Annotated in this window: 11 protein-coding genes; 1 reads left to right on the top strand and 10 read right to left on the bottom strand. The window is 70.3% G+C overall.

The annotated features are described in order from the left end of the window. The first annotated feature begins 7 nt into the window (after positions 1 to 7). Positions 8 to 901, top strand: a complete 894-nt coding sequence (locus tag OG966_RS29465) for an aminoglycoside phosphotransferase family protein (RefSeq protein WP_326652952.1) — start codon at positions 8 to 10, stop codon at positions 899 to 901. A gap of 568 nt (positions 902 to 1,469) precedes the next feature. Here OG966_RS29465 and OG966_RS29460 read toward each other — a convergent pair. From OG966_RS29460 to OG966_RS29415, 10 genes are all read right to left on the bottom strand, one after another. Continuing rightward, positions 1,470 to 3,164, bottom strand: coding sequence for a proline--tRNA ligase (locus OG966_RS29460; protein WP_326652951.1), 1,695 nt, complete (start codon positions 3,162 to 3,164; stop codon positions 1,470 to 1,472). 65 nt (positions 3,165 to 3,229) lie between these two features. Next, positions 3,230 to 3,799, bottom strand: a complete 570-nt coding sequence (locus OG966_RS29455; protein ID WP_326652950.1) for a GNAT family N-acetyltransferase — start codon at positions 3,797 to 3,799, stop codon at positions 3,230 to 3,232. Between the two features lie 30 nt (positions 3,800 to 3,829). Continuing rightward, a complete protein-coding gene (locus tag OG966_RS29450) occupies positions 3,830 to 4,672 on the bottom strand; it encodes a GNAT family N-acetyltransferase (protein WP_326655420.1) in 843 nt (280 codons plus the stop codon). A gap of 126 nt (positions 4,673 to 4,798) precedes the next feature. Continuing rightward, positions 4,799 to 5,953 carry a flavodoxin-dependent (E)-4-hydroxy-3-methylbut-2-enyl-diphosphate synthase gene (ispG, locus tag OG966_RS29445; protein ID WP_326652949.1) on the bottom strand — a complete coding sequence of 385 codons (1,155 nt, stop codon included), beginning with the start codon at positions 5,951 to 5,953 and terminating at the stop codon, positions 4,799 to 4,801. A gap of 163 nt (positions 5,954 to 6,116) precedes the next feature. Continuing rightward, on the bottom strand, positions 6,117 to 7,418 hold the full coding sequence (locus tag OG966_RS29440; RefSeq protein ID WP_326652948.1) for a M50 family metallopeptidase: 1,302 nt from the start codon (positions 7,416 to 7,418) through the stop codon (positions 6,117 to 6,119). Continuing rightward, positions 7,415 to 8,665 carry a 1-deoxy-D-xylulose-5-phosphate reductoisomerase gene (dxr, locus tag OG966_RS29435; RefSeq protein WP_326652947.1) on the bottom strand — a complete coding sequence of 417 codons (1,251 nt, stop codon included), beginning with the start codon at positions 8,663 to 8,665 and terminating at the stop codon, positions 7,415 to 7,417. The genes OG966_RS29440 and dxr overlap by 4 nt, the downstream gene beginning before the upstream one ends. 45 nt (positions 8,666 to 8,710) lie before the next feature. Next, on the bottom strand, positions 8,711 to 9,412 hold the full coding sequence (locus OG966_RS29430) for a hypothetical protein (protein ID WP_326652946.1): 702 nt from the start codon (positions 9,410 to 9,412) through the stop codon (positions 8,711 to 8,713). A 352-nt stretch (positions 9,413 to 9,764) separates the two neighbouring features. Then, entirely contained in the window at positions 9,765 to 11,711 is a 1,947-nt protein-coding gene (locus OG966_RS29425; protein ID WP_326652945.1) for an acyl-CoA dehydrogenase family protein, read from the bottom strand. Positions 11,712 to 11,915: 204 nt separating this feature from the next. Next, positions 11,916 to 13,361 carry an aldehyde dehydrogenase family protein gene (locus OG966_RS29420; RefSeq protein ID WP_326652944.1) on the bottom strand — a complete coding sequence of 482 codons (1,446 nt, stop codon included), beginning with the start codon at positions 13,359 to 13,361 and terminating at the stop codon, positions 11,916 to 11,918. A 231-nt stretch (positions 13,362 to 13,592) separates the two neighbouring features. Further along, entirely contained in the window at positions 13,593 to 14,546 is a 954-nt protein-coding gene (locus OG966_RS29415; protein WP_442806817.1) for an EamA family transporter, read from the bottom strand. Positions 14,547 to 14,599: the final 53 nt, after the last annotated feature.

Here is a 14,599-nt window from a genome sequence, read left to right as displayed (position 1 = left end):
CGGACGTATGGCTTTCGAACCACCGCAGCGGCTCGTCAAGGCACTTGGTGAGACTTACGGGGACACGGCCGCGGAGGACTGGCTCGGGCAGCTGCCCAAGACGGTCCAGGAGTCGGTGGACCGGTGGGAGCTGGACGTCGAGCGGGTGATGGCGCCGGGCGGCAGGAGCAGTCTGGTCGTCCTCGTACGACAGCCCGACGGTACGGCCGCCGCGCTGAAGGCCGCCCCGTCCTTCACCACCCCGGCGCTGGAGCGGGCGGCGCTGGAGCGCTGGGACGGCTGGGGCGCGGTCCGGCTGCTCGCGTCGTCCGAGGACGCGCTGCTGCTGGAGCGGCTGCATCCGGAGATGTCCCTGCGGTCGCTGCCGGAGGCGAAAGCACTGCTGGAGGCGGCGGGGACGGTGCGGCGGCTGTGGGTCGAACCGCCGGCGGACCACGGCTTCGAGACTGTGGCGGAGCGGACGGCGCGGCAGGCGGAGGCGGTGCGCGCGTTCGCGGATCCGGCGGCAACTTCACTGGTCGCCGCGGCGCTTGCCGCGCGCGACGAGCTGACCGCCCTGTCGCCCGAACTCCTGCTGCTGCACGGCAACTTCCGCCAGGGCAAGGTCCTCGCGGCCGACCGCACGCCATGGCTCGCGGTCGGGCCGGAGCCGCTGGTGGGTGAACGCGCCTACGACCTGGCGCGCCTGGTCCGCGACCGGGTCGAGGACCTGATCGCGGCATCAGCCGGTGCGTCTGCGGCCCGCCGGCGGGTGAACAAGCTCGCGGACTCGCTGGAGGTGGACCGGGAACGTCTGCGCGGCTGGACGCTGTTCCGGGCGGTGGAGTCGGGCACACGGGCGATTGCGGCGGGGCGGCGCCGGGAGGGCGAACTGGCGCTGGAGTTCGCGGGCTGGCTGTAGCCGACGGTTCCGGAGGACGGGGCGCGGGGCGCCTGCGGGGCGCTTTCCCCTACCCGCCCCTTCCCGAAACTGGGGGCGGTGCCCCCAGGCCCCCGGGGGGGAGGGACAGGTGGGTGCTGACGCCCGCACACCCTGGGGCGCCAGCTCCGCGGCGCCGAGACTCAGGCCACCCCAGGACACCCGGCCTCGGGGCGTACGAGGGCAGGGCCCCAGGGAGGTCGACTTCGCGGCACCGGCTGACGCCCCCACACTCCGGGGGACGCCGGCTCCGCGGCGTAGAGACTCAGGACGGTCCTCGCAGCGTGGGAGCTCAGGCCACCCAAGAAAACCGGCCTCGCGGCGTCGGGCCCAAACCCTCGCCCAAGAAACGCGCGGCCACGCGGTGTGGGGCCGGCGCGCCTCCACGCGCCCGGCCTCGCGCCACAGAGGCTCAAACCACCCCAGGCCCCAGGCCCCCGGCCTCGCGGCGCAGAGGCTTCAGACCGCCCCAGGACCCCCGGCCTCGCGCCGAGGACGCTCAGGCCACCCCACGAGGCCCGGCCTCGGGCCGCAAGACGCGCACACAGGGTCAGGCACTGAGGCGCGTGATCGCCTCGGCCACCGTCAGTTCTTCGCGCTCGCCCGTGCGGCGGTCCTTCAGTTCCACCACGCCCTCGGCCGAGCGACGGCCCGCCACCAGGATCTTCGGGACGCCGATCAGTTCCGCGTCCGTGAACTTCACGCCCGGCGAGACTCCGGGGCGCTCGTCGACCAGTACGCGCAGACCCACCGCGGCCAGCTTCTCCGCGACCTCGAGCGCCAGCTCCGTCTGGAGTGCCTTGCCCGCCGCCACCACGTGGACGTCCGCCGGGGCGATCTCGCGCGGCCAGCACAAGCCCTTGTCGTCGGCCGTCTGCTCGGCCAGGGCCGCCACCGCGCGGGAGACGCCGATGCCGTACGAGCCCATCGTCACCCGGACCGGCTTGCCGTTCTGGCCCAGGACGTCGAGCTGGAAGGCGTCCGCGAACTTGCGGCCCAGCTGGAAGATGTGGCCGATCTCGATCGCGCGGTCGAGCCTCAGGCCCGCGCCGCACTTCGGGCAGGGGTCGCCGTCCTCGACCACGACCACGTCGAGGTAGTCGTCCACCTCGAAGTCACGGCCGCAGACGACGTTCTTCGCGTGCGTGTCCGGCTTGTTCGCGCCGGTCACCCAGGCCGTGCCGGGCGCGATGCGCGGGTCGGCGATGTAACGGACCTTGGCGAGGCCCTGCGGGCCGACATAGCCGCGTACGAGATCGGGGCGCTCCACGAAGTCCTCCGCGGTGACCAGCTCGACCTCCGCCGGGGCCAGGTGCTCGCCGAGCTTGCCGAGGTCCACCTCGCGGTCGCCGGGGACACCGACCGCGACGATCTCGCCGTCCACCTTGACCAGCAGGTTCTTCAGGGTCGCCGAGGCCGGGACGCCCAGGTGTGCGGCGAGGGTCTCGATGGTGGGGGTGTCGGGGGTGTCCAGTTCCTCGACGGGCCCGTGGGAGGTGGCCTCCGCCGCGGTCGCGGTGAAGGTCACGGCCTCCGTGTTGGCCGCGTAGTCGCAGGCCGGACAGTCCACGAAGGTGTCCTCGCCGGCCGGGGCCGGGGCCAGGAACTCCTCGGACGCCGAGCCACCCATCGCGCCCGAGACCGCCGAGACGATGCGGTGGTCGAGGCCGAGCCGCTCGAAGATCCGGATGTAGGCGTCGCGGTGCAGCCGGTACGACTCGACGAGACCCTCGTCGGTGGTGTCGAAGGAGTACGAGTCCTTCATCTGGAACTCGCGGCCGCGCAGCACACCCGCGCGCGGACGGGCCTCGTCGCGGTACTTCGTCTGGATCTGGTAGAGGATCACCGGCAGGTCCTTGTAGGACGAGCACTGGTCCTTGACGACCTGGGTGAAGATCTCTTCGTGTGTGGGGCCGAGGAGGTAGTCGGCGCCCTTGCGGTCCTTGAGGCGGAAGAGCAGGTCGCCGTACTCCTCGTACCGCCCGCTCGCGTCGTACGACTCCTTGGGCAGCAGCGCGGGCAGCAGCACTTCCTGGCCGCCGATGGCGTCCATCTCCTCGCGGACCACGCGGGTGATGTTCTCCAGGACCTTCTTGCCGAGCGGCAGCCAGCTCCAGATGCCGGCGGACGTACGGCGCACATAGCCGGCGCGCACGAGCAGCTTGTGGTTGAGCGTCTCCGCGTCCGCCGGGTCGTCGCGCAGTGTCTTGACCATCAGACGGGACATGCGCTGGACCTGGGCCATGGTGAACTCCTGCTCGGAACGTGTGATGAGCAGGAGGTTAGCCGGGGGGCACCGGCAGGCGGAAATCAGTTCCCGCGCAGCAGCGGCAGCGGGGCGCCCATGACGGCGTACGGACTGGGTGCGCTGGGGAAGACGACCTGCCGCGCGAGGTCCTGGTAGCCAAGCGCTCGGTACAGGCCACGGGCCGGGCTCTCGGTGTCGATCGCGGAGAGGATCGAGCGCGGCTGGTCGACGCAGTCGGTGATCGTGGTGATCAGCGAGCGGCCGATGCCCCGGCCCTGGAAGCCGGGGTGGACATGGAGTTCGGTGATCACAAAGGAGTTGTCGAGCCAGCCGTCGGAGCCGTTGCCGCGCAGATACGGCTCGACGACGGTGGACCACCAGTGCGTGCGGTCGTTGGGCATGCCGTAGACGAATCCCACAAGGCGGCCCGACTCCGTCAGCGCACCGAGTGCACGGGCCCCCGGGTGCAGGAGATGCCGGTAGACGATATGACGGCGCACCTCGATCTCGTCGTCGGTGAGTCCGAAGGCGAGGGCCTGCACCGCGAGGGCCTCATCGACCCGTGCGGCGAGATCGACCGGCCCGACCGCAACGCTGGGCGTCCGGGGTCCGCCTCCTGAAAGTGCTGCCATGCGCGAAACCCTACTTCCCACTGCGGGCGGTCAGAACAGCACGCTCATGAAGGCGCCGACCTCGCGGAAGCCGACCCGCCGGTACGCCGCCCTGGCTGCGGTGTTGTAGTCGTTCACGTACAGGCTGACGACCGGTGCGACATCCTGCAGGGCATAGCGCAGCACGGCCGCCATGCCCGTCTCGGACAGCCCGCGGCCGCGGAACTCCGGTGCGACCCAGACGCCTTGGATCTGGCAGGCCTCGCTGGTGGCCGCGCCGATCTCGGCCTTGAAGACGACCTTGCCGTCGTCGATACGGGCGAACGACCTTCCCGCGCCGACGAGTTCGGCCACCCGTGCCTGGTAGAGCAGGCCACCGTCACCGGCCATCGGCGAGACGCCGACCTCCTCGGTGAACATCGCCACGCAGGCCGGCATGATCACGTCTATCTCGTCCTTGCGGATGCGGCGGACGTAAGGATCCGGCTCGATGCCGCCGGGGGGCTGCTCGGTGACCATGAGGGGCTGCTGGGCGCGCACGTCCCTGGCCGGGCCCCAGCTCGGCTCGAGCAGCCGCCACAGCTCGGCGGTGGACTCGGCCGGGCCGACGATGGAGGAGCAGCGGCGGCCTGTCCTGCGGGCCCGCTCGGCGAAGGCGCGTACGGCTTCGGGGGTGGCACAGATGGGCACGAGATTGGCGCCGGAATAGCACAGCGAGCGCAGCCGCCCGTCCGCGTACCAGCCCCACATCTCGCCGCCGAGGCGCCAGGGGTCGAGCCCGGCGACCTGGACGCGGGACGTGACGAAGGCATTCGTCACGGGCTCGCTCTCGAGGATCGCGAGCGCTGCGCCGAGGTCGCTGGGTTCGAGGACCCGGGTGGTGGTCTGCGTCAACACGAGGGGGCCTCACCATACGGTCTGCTGGTCTCCGCACTGTACCTGGCAGGTCTGCGGGGTGCCGAGCCCAGCACAAGGCCCCGCGACACGCCAGGGGACGTGCACGGGGCCGGTACGGAAATGTCAGCTGACGGAGATCTCGGGCTCGCCGGACGCGATGCCGTCCTTCTCCATCTGCTCGGCGATCTTCATCGCCTCTTCGATGAGGGTCTCGACGATCTTCGACTCGGGGACGGTCTTGATGACCTCGCCCTTCACGAAGATCTGGCCCTTGCCGTTTCCTGAGGCGACGCCGAGGTCGGCCTCGCGGGCCTCGCCGGGGCCGTTGACGACGCAGCCCATGACGGCGACGCGCAGCGGCACCTCCATGCCCTCGAGACCCGCCGTGACCTGGTCGGCGAGCTTGTAGACGTCGACCTGCGCGCGGCCGCAGGAGGGGCAGGAAACGATCTCCAGACGGCGCTGCCGCAGATTCAGCGACTCCAGGATCTGGATGCCGACCTTGACCTCTTCGGCGGGCGGGGCGGAGAGCGAGACCCGGATGGTGTCGCCGATGCCCTCGCTGAGCAGCGCGCCGAAGGCGACGGCCGACTTGATGGTGCCCTGGAAGGCGGGGCCGGCTTCGGTGACGCCGAGGTGCAGGGGGTAGTCGCACTGGGCGGCGAGCTGCCGGTAGGCGCCCACCATCACGACCGGGTCGTTGTGCTTGACCGAGATCTTGATGTCGCGGAAGCCGTGCTCCTCGAAGAGGGACGCCTCCCACAGCGCGGACTCGACGAGCGCCTCAGGCGTCGCCTTGCCGTACTTGGCGAGGAGCCGGGCATCGAGCGATCCGGCATTGACACCGATACGGATCGGGGTGCCGGTCTCGCCGGCCGCGCGGGCGATCTCCTTGACCTTGTCGTCGAACTGCTTGATGTTGCCCGGATTGACCCGGACCGCCGCGCAGCCGGCGTCGATCGCGGCGAAGACGTATTTCGGCTGGAAGTGGATGTCCGCGATCACCGGGATCTGCGACTTGCGCGCGATGGTGGCCAGCGCGTCCGCGTCGTCCTGGGTGGGACAGGCGACCCGTACGATCTGGCAGCCGGACGCGGTCAGTTCGGCGATCTGCTGCAGCGTCGCGCCGATGTCGGAGGTGCGCGTGGTCGTCATCGACTGCACCGATACGGGAGCGTCCCCGCCGACGGCCACGGTGCCGACCTGGATCTTGCGGCTGACCCTCCGGTCGGCGAGCTTGGTCGGAACGGACGGCATTCCGAGCGAAATTGCAGTCATCTGCTGTGCAACCCCAAGGTGTGGATCGAGGTCCCGAGATCGGCGGGCTCCAGACTCCGAGATTACGGCACTGAGGTTCGGCCCAGCACATCGCCGCCCGGAGTCCACTCAAAGGTGAGCGGCCGGACACAAAGGGTGTCCGGCCGCCACGAAAGGGACTCGCTCAGCTGATCTTGACCGGATTCACGATGTCGGCCACCAGCACGAGCAGCGTGAAGCAGATGAAGATTCCCGCCACGACATAGGCGACCGGCATCAGCTTGGCCACGTCGAACGGACCCGGGTCCGGACGGCGGAACACCTTCGCGATATTGCGGCGTACGGACTCCCATACCGCCCCTGCGATATGCCCGCCGTCCAGCGGCAGCAGCGGCAGCATGTTGAACAGGAACAGCGAGAGGTTGAACGTCGCGAGCAGCATCAGGAAGGTCGCGATGATGCTCTGCGTCGGGACGTCCAGGTTCAGCACCTCACCGCTGATACGCGCCGCGCCGACGACACCCACCGGGGAGTCGGCCTTGCGCTCGCCGTCACTGAAGGCCGCGTTCCACAGGTCGGGGATCTTGGACGGCAGCGCGACGATCGAATCGACGCTGTTCTCGATCATGTCGCCCATGCGGTTCACGGAATCGGTGAAGGAGAGCGGCACGATCTCGGTCTGCGCGGCGAAGCCCAGATATCCGGCGGGGACGAATTTGCCGGGGACGGCCGCTCCGTCCGCGTCCTTCTTGACCACCAGGTTCCGGGCGAGGGTGGCCTTGAGTACCTGCTCCTTGCCGTCACGCTCGACGGTGATGGTGGCGGGGCCGATCGTCTCGCGGATGTGGTTCGACAGCTCGGACCAGTCGGTGACGGGCTCCGAGTTGAAGGCGACGATCTTGTCGCCCTCCCTCAGACCCGCGGCCTGGGCGGGCGAGACCGGGTCGCCCTTCTGGCACTTGTCGCGCTCTTCGCTCTGCGAGATGACGCACTTCTGGACCCCGGCGACCTGGGTGGTCTGGGTGGCGAAGCCGAAGGACATCGACACCCCGAGGAAGATCGCGACGGCGAGGACCAGGTTCATGAACGGTCCCGCGAACATCACGATGACGCGCTTCCACGGCTTGCGCGTGTAGAAGAGCCGGTTCTCGTCGCCGGGCTTCAGCTCCTCGAAGGCAGCCGAGCGGGCGTCCTCGATCATCCCGCGCCAGGGCGAGGTGGACCGGGCCGCGATCCGGCCGTCCTCCCCCGGCGGGAACATCCCGATCATGCGGATGTAGCCACCCATCGGGATGGCCTTGATTCCGTACTCCGTCTCGCCCTTGTGCCGGGACCAGATGGTGGGGCCGAAGCCGACCATGTACTGGGGCACGCGGATGCCGAAGAGCTTGGCCGTCGACAAATGGCCCAGCTCGTGCCAGGCGATCGAGACCAGCAGTCCCACAGCAAAGAGAGCTATGCCGAGGACCGTCAACAGAATCGTCATGCGCGAGCCTCCGCTGTCGCCTTAACCGCCAGTTCCCGGGCCCTCGCCCGGGCCCAGGTCTCCGCTTCCAGGACGTCTGCCACCGTAAGTGAGGTTCCCGAGGCGGGAACGCCGTGTTCGGCGACGACTCCGGTGACCGTATCCATGATTCCGTTGAACGGCAGCCGCCCGGCGAGGAATGCGTCCACGCACTCCTCATTCGCGGCATTGAACACCGCCGGGGCCGTTCCGCCCAGCTCCCCCACCTGCCGGGCGAGTCCCACCGAGGGGAAGGCCTCGGTGTCGAGCGGGAAGAACTCCCAGCTCGAGGCCCTGGACCAGTCAAAGGCGGGGGCGGCGTCGGGCACCCGCTCGGGCCAGCCGATGCCGAGGGCGATCGGGCCTCGCATATCGGGCGGGGTCGCCTGGGCGATGGTCGAGCCGTCCGTGAACTCCACCATGGAGTGAACGTAGGACTGAGGATGTACGACGACCTCGATGCGGTCGAAGGGGATGTCGTAGAGGAGATGCGCCTCGATGACCTCCAGCCCCTTGTTGACGAGTGTGGCGCTGTTCACCGTGATCACCGGGCCCATGGCCCACGTGGGGTGGGCGAGAGCGTCCTGGGGAGCGACATGTGCCAGCTCGGCACGCGTACGGCCACGGAACGGCCCGCCGGAGGCCGTCACCACCAGCTTGCGTACGTCGGCCCTCGTCCCCGCGGCCAGCGCCTGGAAGAGGGCGGCGTGCTCGGAGTCGACCGGAATGATCTGGCCGGGCTTGGCGAGGGCCTTGACCAGCGGCCCGCCGACGATGAGCGACTCCTTGTTGGCGAGGGCGAGCGTCCGGCCGGCCTCGAGGGCGGCGAGGGTGGGCGCGAGTCCGATGGATCCGGTGATGCCGTTGAGCACGGTGTGGCAGGCGGAGGCGGCGAGCTCGGTGGCGGCACCGGGTCCTGCCAGGACCTCGGGCAGGGGCGCGGATCCGTACTGCTCCGCGAGTGCCTCGCGAAGCGCCGGCACCGTGTCCTCGCGGGCCACCGCGACCGTGTCGACGCCCAACTGCCGTGCCTGCTCGGCGAGGAGTGCGACGCGGCCGCCGGCGGCGGAGAGAGCGGTGACACGGAAGCGGTCGGGGTTGCGCAGTACCAGGTCGATGGCCTGCGTGCCGATGGACCCGGTGGAGCCGAGGACGACGATGTCCCGGCGGCCTTCGGTCGCGTCGAAGACGAGGTGCGGGTCGGCGAGGGGGGATGGGCTGTCGCTCATCCCCCCATTGTGGCCGCTACCCCTGTCCGGCCGGACAGTGCGTCCCTAGGTTCCGGTGCTCGAGCCCGCCCGGAACTTCTCCCACTGGGCCTTCATGACCTCTTCGGGCACTCCTCCGACGTCCTTGGTGCCGATGATCTCGGCGCGGAAGGAGAGCGTGGTGGAGCCCGAGCGGACGACGGTCAGGTACTCGTAGAGCTTCAGCTTCCCCTTCACATCGAGGATGGTGAAGCGGAACGCCGTCGCCTCGTCCCCGAAGGCGGGCGCCTTGGCGGGCTCCACCTTCAGGTACTTCGCCCTGGCGATGGCGCGCTCTTCGGTGAACCCGCCGGCGCACCGGGTCCCCGCGGTGCCGAGGGCCTTCATGACGGCGGCGGCCTCACCGTTCGCGTACGAGCGCAGTTGTACGGCGACGCCGAGCCCGGCCATCTCGTCGGGGATGTCGACCTGGCGGTTGACCTCGGCGGCGGGGTCGTGGCTGGTGGAGCCCTCGGCGAGGCTGACAAGGGGCTGGCAGATGACGGGATCGGCGGTGTAGTCCTCGCCGAGCGGCGCGCCGAGGGTGAACTCGGAGGCCGTGTAGGTGCCGACCTTCTCACCTTCGGTGAAGGAGACGGCCTTGAGCCGGGCCTCGGTGAGGGCCTTCGGGGCGGAGGCGGGCGGCCTGTCGTCCGTCTTGGTCCCCCCGCCGCCCTTGCCGTCCTTGTCGTCACTGCTGCCGCACGCGGCGACGGCGCTGAGCGCCACCGCCATCAGGAGGGCAGCCGCCCGCCGGCGAACGCCTTGATTCCCCGCCCCGAACATCCCTGCCCCGATTCCGTGTTGACCGTGATCGAAGGTCGATTGTCGGGCACGGGGACCGGTGCGGTCGAGAAGGTTCCGGAAGTGCCCCCGACCGTGCCGGCGACGAAGCACTCCGCGGGGCAGGCGAATGACCGGTCCGGACCGAGTGACGAGCAGGTCCGGGTCACGGTGGGGCGGGGCCGCCTGCCGAGGAGGGCGTGCCCTCCTCGGCACGGCGCGTACGGAGAGCACGTCCGCGGCGGTCATCACGCCGCGGACGTCACTCCGGGGCGTCCGCCGGACACCCCGGAGTCTCTCAGCGGATCGGGCGGTGGACGTTGTCCCGTTCGGCCGGGCCGGGGGTCGCGTCCGCGATCCAGGGGCCGTCTCCGCTCGGGTCGATGATGCCCTGTTCCAGCCACGTGTACGTACCGGACAGGACGCCCTCCACCACCTTGCGGTCGAGGTCGTCGGTGTTGGACCACAGACGAGTGAAGAGTTCCTCGACGCGGATGCGGGACTGCCGGCAGAAGGCGTCGGCCAGCTGGTACGCCTCGCGGCCGTACCCCTCGGACGTACGCAACAGCTCAGCGCGTACACACGCCGCGCTCATCGCGAACAGCTCCGCGCCGATGTCGACGATCCTGCCGAGGAAGCCCTGCTTGGTCTCCATCCGGCCCTGCCAGCGGGACATGGCGTAGAAGGTGGAGCGGGCCAGCTTGCGGGCCGAGCGTTCGACGTAGCGCAGGTGCCCGGAGAGGTCCGGATAGCCGGACGGGTGGAACTCGCCGTACGTGCCCGGGAGTTGGCCCCGCCCCGTGACCAGCTTCGGGAGCCAGCGGGCGTAGAACCCGGCGGCATTCGCGCCCGCCTTCGCCTTTGCGGACAGCGGTTTGTCGGGGTCGATGATGTCCCCGGCCACGGCGAGATGGGCGTCGACGGCCTCACGGGCGATCAGCAGATGCATGATCTCCGTCGAACCCTCGAAGATGCGGTTGATACGCAGGTCACGCAGGATCTGCTCGGCGGGGACCGCCCGTTCGCCGCGGGCCGCCAGCGATTCCGCGGTCTCGTAGCCTCGTCCGCCGCGGATCTGGACCAGTTCGTCGGCCATCAGCCAGGCCATCTCCGAGCCGTACAGCTTGGCCAGCGCAGCCTCGATACGGATGTCGTTGCGGTCCTCGTCGGCCATCTGGGAGGAGAGATCGAGCACCGCTTCCAGGGCGAAGGTGGTCGCCGCGATGAAGGAGATCTTGGCGCCGACGGCCTCGTGCCTGGCGACCGGCTTGCCCCACTGCTCGCGGGCCGCCGACCACTCGCGGGCGATTTTCAGACACCACTTGCCGGCGCCGACGCACATCGCGGGCAGCGAGAGGCGACCGGTGTTGAGGGTGGTGAGGGCGATCTTGAGGCCGGCGCCCTCGGGGCCGATGCGGTTTGCGGCGGGGACGCGCACCTGGTGGAAGCGGGTGACGCCGTTCTCGAGGCCGCGCAGGCCCATGAAGGCGTTGCGGTGCTCGACCGTGATGCCCTCGCTCGCGGCCTCGACGACGAACGCGGTGATGCCGCCCTTGTGGCCGTCCGACTTGGGGACGCGGGCCATGACCACGAGGAGATCGGCGACGACTCCGTTCGTCGTCCAGAGCTTGACGCCGTCGAGGACGTACGAGTCGCCGTCCGGGACGGCCATGGTGGCCAGGCGGGCCGGGTCGGACCCGACGTCCGGCTCGGTGAGCAGGAAGGCGGAGATGTCGGTACGGGCGAGGCGCGGCAGGAAGACGTCCTTCTGCTCCTGCGTGCCGAAAAGTTTCAGCGGCTGCGGTACGCCGATCGACTGATGCGCGGAGAGCAGCGCGCCGATCGCCGGGTTCGCCGAGCCGACCAGCGCCAGCGCCTTGTTGTAGTACACCTGGGTGAGGCCGAGGCCGCCGTACTTCGTGTCGATCTTCATGCCGAGCGCGCCGAGCTCCTTGAGCCCGTTGATCACCTCGTCCGGGATCCGCGCCTCCCGTTCGATACGGGCGCCGTCGATCTGCGTCTCGCAGAAGTCGCGCAGCTTCGCCAGGAATTCCTCGCCACGCTGGGCGTCCTCCTCGGCGGGCAGCGGATGCGGGTGGATGAGGTCGAGACGGAAGCGGCCCAGGAACAGTTCCTTGGCGAAGCTGGGCCTGCGCCAGTCCTGCTCGCGCGCGGCCTCGGCGACCTGTCGTGCTTCGCGCTCACTGACCTTCGGAGCTTGGGTCTTGTCGAGTGGTGCGGACATGAGGCTCACCTCGCCGCGAGTCGGGGATTTCCGGGGGCATGGGCCGGGGCGCACATCGCCGTACCGACCGGTGCTACCCGTCCGTAGTACCCGATTCCCGCCCTCTCCACCAGTGCGCGCACAGCGTCGTCGCCCTAACACAGAAAAACGGCCGGAGCCCCCGCACAGTGGGCTCCGGCCGTTGTCCTCGGCGTACTGCAGGCGCTACAGGGCCAGACCGGTGAGGACCAGGACCCGCTCGTACGTGTAGTCGTCCATCGCGTACCGCACGCCCTCGCGGCCGACGCCGGACTGCTTGGCACCGCCGTACGGCATCTGGTCCGCGCGGTACGAGGGCACATCGCCGATGATCACGCCGCCGACCTCGAGGGCACGGTGGGCGCGGAAGGCGGTCTGCACATCGTGCGTGAACACGCCTGCCTGCAGACCGTACTTGGAGTCGTTGACGGCGGCGAAGGCCTCCGCCTCTCCGTCGACCTTCTTCACCGTGAGGACCGGTCCGAAGACCTCCTCGCAGGCGAGGGTGGTGTCCGCCGGGACGTCGGCGAGAACGGTGGGCGCGTACGAGGCACCGTCGCGCTTGCCGCCCGCGAGCAGCTTGGCGCCCGCCTGTACGGCCTCCTCGACCCACGATTCGACGCGCTTGGCCGCGTCCTCGCTGACCAGCGGGCCGACGTCGGTGGCGGAGTCGGACGGGTCGCCGGTGACCTGGGTCCCGACGGCCGCGACGATCTTCGGCAGCAGGCGGTCGTACACCGTGGCATCGGCGATCACGCGCTGCACGGAGATGCAGGACTGGCCGCCCTGGTAGTTGGAGAAGGTGGCGATACGGGTCGCCGCCCAGTCCAGATCCTGCTCGGATCCGAAGTCGCCGAGGACCACGGCCGCGCCGTTGCCGCCCAGCTCCAGGGTGCAGTGCTTGCGCGGCACCGAGTCCATGATCGCGTAACCGACCTTGTCGGATCCGGTGAAGGAGATGACCGGCAGGCGCTCGTCCTGGACGAGGGCGGGCATCCGGTCGTTCGGGACCGGGAGCACGGACCAGGAGCCCGCGGGGAGCTCGGTCTCGGCCAGCAGCTCACCGAGGATCAGGCCGGACAGCGGCGTCGCCGGTGCGGGCTTGAGGATGATCGGCGCACCGACCGCGATCGCCGGGGCGATCTTGTGGGCGCAGAGGTTCAGCGGGAAGTTGAACGGCGCGATGCCGAGGACTGCGCCCTTGGGGAAGCGGCGGGTCAGCGCGAGCCGGCCGACGCCGCCGGCGTCGGTGTCGAGGCGCTGTGCCTCGCCGCCGTTGAAGCGGCGGGCCTCTTCGGCGGCGAAGCGGAAGACGGAGACGGCGCGGCCGACCTCGCCGCGGGCCCACTTGACGGGCTTGCCGTTCTCGGCGGAAATCAGCTGGGCGATCTCCTCGGTGCGGTCGACGAGCCGGCGCGACACATGGTCGAGGGCTGCGGCGCGTACGTGTGCCGGGGTCGCGGCGAACTCGTCGCGCACGGCGTGCGCGGCGGCGACGGCTTCCTCGATCTGGGCATCGGTCGGGACGGCGACCTGACCGACGAGGCGTCCGTCCCAGGGGGAGGTGACATCGAAGGTGGCCTCGCCGGTGGCCTGGCGGCCGGCGAGCCAGAAGGCGTGGGTGGAGGTCATGTCCCGGCCCTTCCGAGGTAGTGGGGTGTCTGCGCCCCACGGTAGGGGTGGGAGGACGGTCTGGCGTTTGTCCGGGGTGGAGTGGTGGACGCGGCGGGTCCGCCCATTTGGCGTGCGTGGCACGGGGCCTGTCCCCCACCCCGCCCGTCCCGCCGCCGGGGCTCCGCCCCGGGGGCCCGGGTCCGGACGGGGCCCCTCGAACGCCGGCGAGCCGAATTCGGCCGGGTTGTCTCAGCGGCGACGTTCCGTCGACACGATCAGGCAGACCCCCGCCACCACCACCACGCCGCCGACGGCGATCGGCCAGCTCAGCTGTTCGTTCAGGATCAGCGCGCCGAGGAGGACGGCGACGACCGGGTTGACGTAAGCGTAGGTCGCGACCAGGGACAGCGGCGCGGAGTGCAGCAGCCAGGCGTACGCCGTGAACGCGACCAGCGAGCCGAAGACGACGAGATAGCCGAGGGCGGTCCAGGAGCGGGCGGAGACCTCGCCGAGCGCGAAGCCGTGCTGCTCGCCCCGGCCGAGGCCCACCAGCAGACAGCCGATGCCGCCCGCGACCATCTCGTACGCGCTGGCCGCGAAGGGGTTCTTCGGCATCGGGATCTTCGAGGAGGAGAAGGAGCCCACGGACCACATGACGGTCGCCACGATCACGGTGAGGACGCCCCACAGGCGTACGTCGCCGCTGAGGCCGGGCAGCGTCAGCACGGCGAGGCCCGCGAGGCCGAGCAGGACGCCCAGGTACGCGCCGAGGCCGGGCCGCTCACCGAAGGCCCTGCGCAGCACGACCACCCAGGCGGGCACGACGGCGATCAGCAGAGCCGCGAGACCCGAGGGCACCGAGGTCTCGGCCAGCACGACGAGGCCGTTGCCGCCGAGCAGGAGCAGCAGACCGACCATGGCGGCCGAGGCGAGCTGGACGCGGGTGACCTTGAGCGCCGAGGTCCCCTGTCGCCAGGCCACGAGCCCGGCGAGGATCAGGCCCGCCACGATGAAGCGGGCCCCGGCGGAGAGAAAGGGCGGCATGGTCTCCACGACGATGCGGATGCCGAGATAGGTGGAGCCCCAGACGACGTACACGATGGCGAGCGCGCCCCAGACCGCTCCGGATATCCGGCGTTCGGGCGGGGACGCCGGGGCGGTGGGGACGACGGAGGCGCCGGCCTCGGGAGTGCTGGAGTTGATGGCCACGAGGCAGGACCTTAGGCACTCCAGCCGTTAATCACCAATAAATTTGC

Source organism: Streptomyces sp. NBC_01750 (assembly GCF_035918095.1).
Taxonomy (GTDB): domain Bacteria; phylum Actinomycetota; class Actinomycetes; order Streptomycetales; family Streptomycetaceae; genus Streptomyces.
The sequence above is the reverse complement of the archived record's forward strand: the minus strand, read 5'-3'. Positions and strand labels throughout refer to the sequence as shown.

Bases quoted from the DNA above. Each gene is read 5' to 3' on its own strand.
- OG966_RS29465 (WP_326652952.1), top strand. From the start codon at position 8: ATGGCTTTCGAACCACCGCAGCGGCTCGTCAAGGCACTTGGTGAGACT.
- OG966_RS29460 (WP_326652951.1), bottom strand. From the start codon at position 3,164: ATGGCCCAGGTCCAGCGCATGTCCCGTCTGATGGTCAAGACACTGCGC.
- OG966_RS29455 (WP_326652950.1), bottom strand. From the start codon at position 3,799: ATGGCAGCACTTTCAGGAGGCGGACCCCGGACGCCCAGCGTTGCGGTC.
- ispG (WP_326652949.1), bottom strand. From the start codon at position 5,953: ATGACTGCAATTTCGCTCGGAATGCCGTCCGTTCCGACCAAGCTCGCC.
- OG966_RS29440 (WP_326652948.1), bottom strand. From the start codon at position 7,418: ATGACGATTCTGTTGACGGTCCTCGGCATAGCTCTCTTTGCTGTGGGA.
- dxr (WP_326652947.1), bottom strand. From the start codon at position 8,665: ATGAGCGACAGCCCATCCCCCCTCGCCGACCCGCACCTCGTCTTCGAC.
- OG966_RS29425 (WP_326652945.1), bottom strand. From the start codon at position 11,711: ATGTCCGCACCACTCGACAAGACCCAAGCTCCGAAGGTCAGTGAGCGC.
- OG966_RS29420 (WP_326652944.1), bottom strand. From the start codon at position 13,361: ATGACCTCCACCCACGCCTTCTGGCTCGCCGGCCGCCAGGCCACCGGC.